The organism is Mycobacterium sp., from assembly GCF_019247615.1.
Taxonomy (GTDB): domain Bacteria; phylum Actinomycetota; class Actinomycetes; order Mycobacteriales; family Mycobacteriaceae; genus Mycobacterium.
On the sequence record NZ_JAFBAT010000016.1, the window covers coordinates 1 to 4,619 of the forward strand.

Genomic DNA, 4,619 nt, shown 5'->3' on the forward strand with positions numbered 1-4,619 from the left:
GCGATGCGGCGGTTCGGCTCCGACAAGCCCGACCTGCGGTTCGGCCTGGAGCTCGTCGAGTGCACGAAATTCTTCTCCGACACCACGTTTCGCGTGTTCCAGGCGCCGTACGTCGGTGCGGTGGTGATGCCCGGCGGTGCGTCGCAGCCGCGGCGCACGCTGGACGGCTGGCAGGAGTGGGCGAAGCAGCGCGGGCACCGGGGGCTGGCCTACGTGCTGGTGGGGGACGACGGTGACCTCGGCGGTCCGGTGGCCAAGAACCTGAGCGACGCCGAACGCGCCGGCTTGGCCGCGCATGTCGGGGCCCGGCGCGGGGATTGCATCTTTTTCTCGGCGGGCCCGCCGAAGTCGTCTCGGGCACTGCTGGGCGCCGCGCGCGGCGAGATCGCCAAGCGGCTCGACATGATCGACCCCGATGCGTGGGCGTTCGTCTGGGTTGTCGACCCGCCGCTGTTCGAGCCCGCCGAGGAGGCGACCGCGGCCGGCGACGTGGCGGTCGGCGCGGGGGAGTGGACGGCGGTCCACCACGCGTTCACCTCACCCAAGCCGGAGTTCGAAGAGTTGGTCGACCAAGATCCCGGCGGCGTGTTGGCCGACGCCTACGACATCGTCTGCAACGGCCACGAGATCGGCGGCGGTTCGATCCGTATCCACCGCCGCGACATCCAGGAGCGGGTGTTCGCGGTGATGGGCCTAAACAAGGCCGAAGCGGAGGAAAAGTTCGGATTCCTGTTGGAGGCCTTCATGTTTGGCGCACCCCCGCACGGCGGGATCGCCTTTGGCTGGGACCGGATCATCGCGCTGCTCGCCGGGATGGACTCCATCCGCGAGGTGATCGCGTTCCCGAAGACGGGCGGCGGCGTCGACCCGCTCACCGAAGCCCCCGCCCCGATCACCGCGCAGCAGCGCAAGGAGTCCGGAATAGACGCCAAGCCGAAATCGGTTGAGCAGGCATGACCGAACAGACAAACGTGAACGATTTCAACCAGGGCATCATCGACGAGTTCCGGGCCAACGGCGGCAAGGTCGGCGGCCAGTTTGAGGGCGCGAACCTGTTGCTGCTGCACACGACCGGCGCCAAGTCGGGCCGGCCCCGGGTGAACCCGCTGGCCTATTTCCGTATCGACGGCAAGCTGATCATCGTCGGATCGTTCGCCGGCGCTCCCGTCAACCCGGCCTGGGTACACAATCTGCGGACCAATCCGGCTGCACACGTCGAGGTGGGCAGCGACGAGTTCGACGTGACGGCTCGCGAGCTCCCGTCGGCCGAACGTGACGAGCTTTTCCCCAAGATCACCGCGTTGGCGCCGGGCTTCGCCGAATACCAGACCAAGACCAGCCGGGTGATTCCGCTGTTCGAGTTGCAGCGGGTCTAGCTTAGGCACGTGAGCTCCTCGCTGCAGATATTGCCGTCTGCGGCGAGGAACTTCGCGCGTGCGGGCTTAAAGCGGCTGGGCGCGGTGTGGTTCACCCTCGTGCAGACCTCGGTCGCGTCGGGCCTTTCCTGGTACCTCGCGCACGACGTGCTTGGTCACCCGCAACCGTTTTTCGCGCCGATCGCCGCCGCGGTGTGCTTGTCGATCAGCAACGTGCTGCGCGCTCAACGCGCCGTCCAGATGATGATCGGTGTGACGGTCGGAATCGGCGCGGGCACCTTGGTGCAGGAACTGCTCGGTCCCGGCGCCGTATCCCTGGCGGTCGCCGCCCTGATCGCGTTGGTCGTAGCCGTGTTCATCGGTCATGGGTTCATCGGGCAGGGCATGATGTTCGCCAACCAGACCGTCGTGTCGGCGATCCTCGTGCTGGCCCTCTACCGCACCAACGTGGGCCTCGAACGGCTATATGACTCGTTGATCGGCGGCGTCATGGCCATCCTGTTCGCGGTCCTGCTGTTCCCCGCCAACCCCCTGCAGTTATTGGGCGGCGCGCGCATCGCGGTGCTGGGCGTCGTGCAAGGTGTGCTGTCGCGCACCGCCGAGCTCGCCGCGGGACGACGGGAGGCCCCGGCCGACTGGCCGCTGTCGGCCGTCGATCGGGTGCACGAACAACTCGGCGAGCTCGTTCAGGCGCGCGCCACCGCCCGGCACGCCGTCCGCATCGCGCCGCGGCGATGGGGCATGCGCGCCTCCGTGCGCGCCGCGGACCATCAGGCAGTGCATGTGGCCCTGTTCGCCGGCTCCGTGTTGCAGCTGGCCCGTGCCGTCCGGGCCGAAGACCCACGGGTGCACGTCACGTTGGTCCAGCTGGCGGCGGCCACCGCCCTCGCCGAGTCCGATCCCACCGGGGCGTCCGCCTACGCCGCCGCGGCGCGCCGCACCGCCTCGGAGCTGGAGTCGGACGCCCGCGAGCGAGCGGACATGGTGCTCGCCGATGTCGCCCGGTCCTGCGTCGACGACCTGGAGCGGGTCATCGAGCTGCGCTCACAGTGAATCGGCCAGGAACTCCTCGACGAGCTTCCTGGGTGCCTGCGTCAGCCACGCCTCGGTGATCAGCTCCTCGAGTCCCGGGACTCCGATCTCGGCCAGCCTGATCAGTACCGCGGGATAGCCGTCGAAATGCGGGGTGGTGAAGTAGATCGTGGGCTCGTCGGCGATCAACGCGTACTTGACGCCCTCGTCGGACACCCGCACCGCGAGGATGTCGCCCTCGGGCGGCTCCACCCCGCTATGCGCCAGCGCCTCGCGGTCCGACGGGCGCAGCGGCCGCTCCCACGCCAGCAACTTCTTGCCGACCCGCCAGTCGTGCGGTGACGGCTCGGAGGTGAGTGCCAGCTCACCGACGATGCGGGCGACGTCGCGCCACGTGGCCACATGTCGATTGTGCGCTCAGACCGGCCGTTTGTGGTGTGATCAGGCGGTGGAAGCGCAAACGGCGTTGCCAGAAACCCAGGCCCGCCGCCACCGGGTCACCCATCGCACCCAGTACCGCTACTCCGACGTCGTGACGAGCTCATACGGGCGCGGATTCCTCACCCCGCGCGACTCGTTGCGGCAGCGTTGCGTCGCGCATCGGCTGACCATCGAGCCGGCGCCCGCCGACAGTTCCACCAGCGTCGACAGCTACGGCAACATCAGCTCGTATTTTCACGTCACCGAGCCGCACCAGACCCTGACGATCATCAGCGACTCCATCGTCGACGTCTATCCGCCGCCGCCCGCGCGGTACACCAGCGGACCGGCGGTACAACCGTGGGAGGCCGCCCGCCCGGCCGGGCGCCGGGGAGCGCTCGCGACCGAGTTCGCGCTCGACCTCAACCCTCCCGAGATCACCGACGAGGTCCGCGACTATGCCGCCCCCAGCTTCGTGCCGGGACGCCCGTTGGTCGACGTGCTGCGCGACCTCGCGTCGCGGATTTACGCCGACTTCACCTACCGGTCGGGGGCCACGACGATTTCCACCGGTGTCAGCGAGGTTCTGGCGGCGCGGGAAGGGGTATGTCAGGACTTTGCGCGGCTGGCGATCGCCTGCCTGCGTGCCAACGGTCTGGCGGCCAGCTACGTCTCCGGTTATCTGGCCACGGACCCGCCACCGGGAAAGGATCGGATGATCGGCATCGACGCGACCCACGCGTGGGCCGGGGTGTGGACCCCGCAGGAGCCCGGCAACTTCGAGTGGCTGGGGCTCGATCCGACGAACGACCAGTTGGTCGACGAGCGGTACATCATCGTCGGACGCGGACGCGACTACGCCGACGTGCCGCCGCTGCGGGGCATCATCTACACCAACTCCGAGCAGAGCGTGATCGATGTGGCCGTCGACGTGGTGCCCTACTCGGACACTGAAGGGGTCGAAGGGGACTCCTGGCATGCGTGACTTCCACTGCCCGAACTGTGGCCAGCGCCTGGCCTTCGAGAACTCGGAGTGCCTGTCGTGCGGCAGCTCGTTGGGGTTCTCCCTCGAGCAGATGGCGCTGCTGGTGATCGCCAAGGGCGATGACAGCGAGCACGCCGGCGCCGTCGACGCCAACGAGTACCAGCTGTGCGCCAACCTTCATCTCGCGGAATGCAATTGGCTCGTCCCCCGCAACGATTCCGGCAGGCTGTGCACGTCGTGCGCGCTCACGCTGGAGCGGCCCAACGACAACGACACCGACGGGCTGGCCGCCTTCGCCCGCGCGGAGGCGGCCAAGCGGCGGCTGGTCGCCGAGCTGCACGAGCTGAAGTTGCCGATCGTCGGCCGCGATAGCGATCCGGACTACGGGCTGGGCTTCCGCCTGCTGTCCAGCGCGCACGAGAAGGTGTTCACCGGCCACGAGGACGGCGTCATCACACTGGATTTGGCCGAAGGCGACGACGTCCACCGCGAGCAGCTTCGGGTGGAGATGGACGAGCCCTACCGCACGCTGCTCGGGCACTTCCGGCACGAGGTCGGGCACTACTACTTCTACCGGCTGATCAGCCCGTCGAGCGACCATCTGGCGCGGTTCAACGAGCTGTTCGGCGACCCCGACGCCGACTATCAGGAGGCGCTGGACCGGCACTACCGCGACGGCGCGCCGGAAGGCTGGCAGGAAAGCTTCGTCTCGTCGTACGCGACGATGCACCCCGCCGAGGACTGGGCCGAGACGTTCGCCCACTACCTGCACATCCGCGACACCCTGGACACCTCGGCGTGGTGCG

6 protein-coding genes are annotated in these 4,619 nt (G+C 68.4%); 5 read left to right on the forward strand and 1 reads right to left on the reverse strand.

Annotation, left to right across the window (positions count from 1 at the left end; genetic code table 11):
* From JO059_RS00980 to JO059_RS00990, 3 genes are all read left to right on the forward strand, one after another.
* The coding region (locus tag JO059_RS00980; protein WP_293314018.1) for an amino acid--tRNA ligase-related protein at positions 1-957 on the forward strand (957 nt) is incomplete at its 5' end.
* Positions 954-1,376, forward strand: a complete 423-nt coding sequence (locus JO059_RS00985) for a nitroreductase family deazaflavin-dependent oxidoreductase (RefSeq protein WP_293314020.1) — start codon at positions 954-956, stop codon at positions 1,374-1,376. The genes JO059_RS00980 and JO059_RS00985, both read left to right, overlap by 4 nt.
* 9 nt (positions 1,377-1,385) lie before the next feature.
* Entirely contained in the window at positions 1,386-2,429 is a 1,044-nt protein-coding gene (locus JO059_RS00990; protein WP_293314022.1) for an FUSC family protein, read from the forward strand.
* Here JO059_RS00990 and JO059_RS00995 read toward each other — a convergent pair.
* Positions 2,421-2,810, reverse strand: coding sequence for an MmcQ/YjbR family DNA-binding protein (locus JO059_RS00995; RefSeq protein WP_293314024.1), 390 nt, complete (start codon positions 2,808-2,810; stop codon positions 2,421-2,423). The genes JO059_RS00990 and JO059_RS00995 overlap by 9 nt on opposite strands.
* Before the next feature lie 46 nt (positions 2,811-2,856).
* Between JO059_RS00995 and JO059_RS01000 the strand changes: the two genes are divergently transcribed.
* Both JO059_RS01000 and JO059_RS01005 read left to right on the forward strand, forming a co-directional pair.
* Positions 2,857-3,813 (forward strand): transglutaminase family protein, encoded by a 957-nt coding sequence (locus JO059_RS01000; protein ID WP_293314026.1) that lies wholly within the window; start codon positions 2,857-2,859, stop codon positions 3,811-3,813.
* Positions 3,806-4,619: putative zinc-binding metallopeptidase (locus JO059_RS01005; RefSeq protein ID WP_293314028.1), on the forward strand; the 814-nt coding region annotated here is incomplete at its 3' end. The genes JO059_RS01000 and JO059_RS01005, both read left to right, overlap by 8 nt.

Bases quoted from the DNA above. Each gene is read 5' to 3' on its own strand.
- JO059_RS00985 (WP_293314020.1), top strand. From the start codon at position 954: ATGACCGAACAGACAAACGTGAACGATTTCAACCAGGGCATCATCGAC.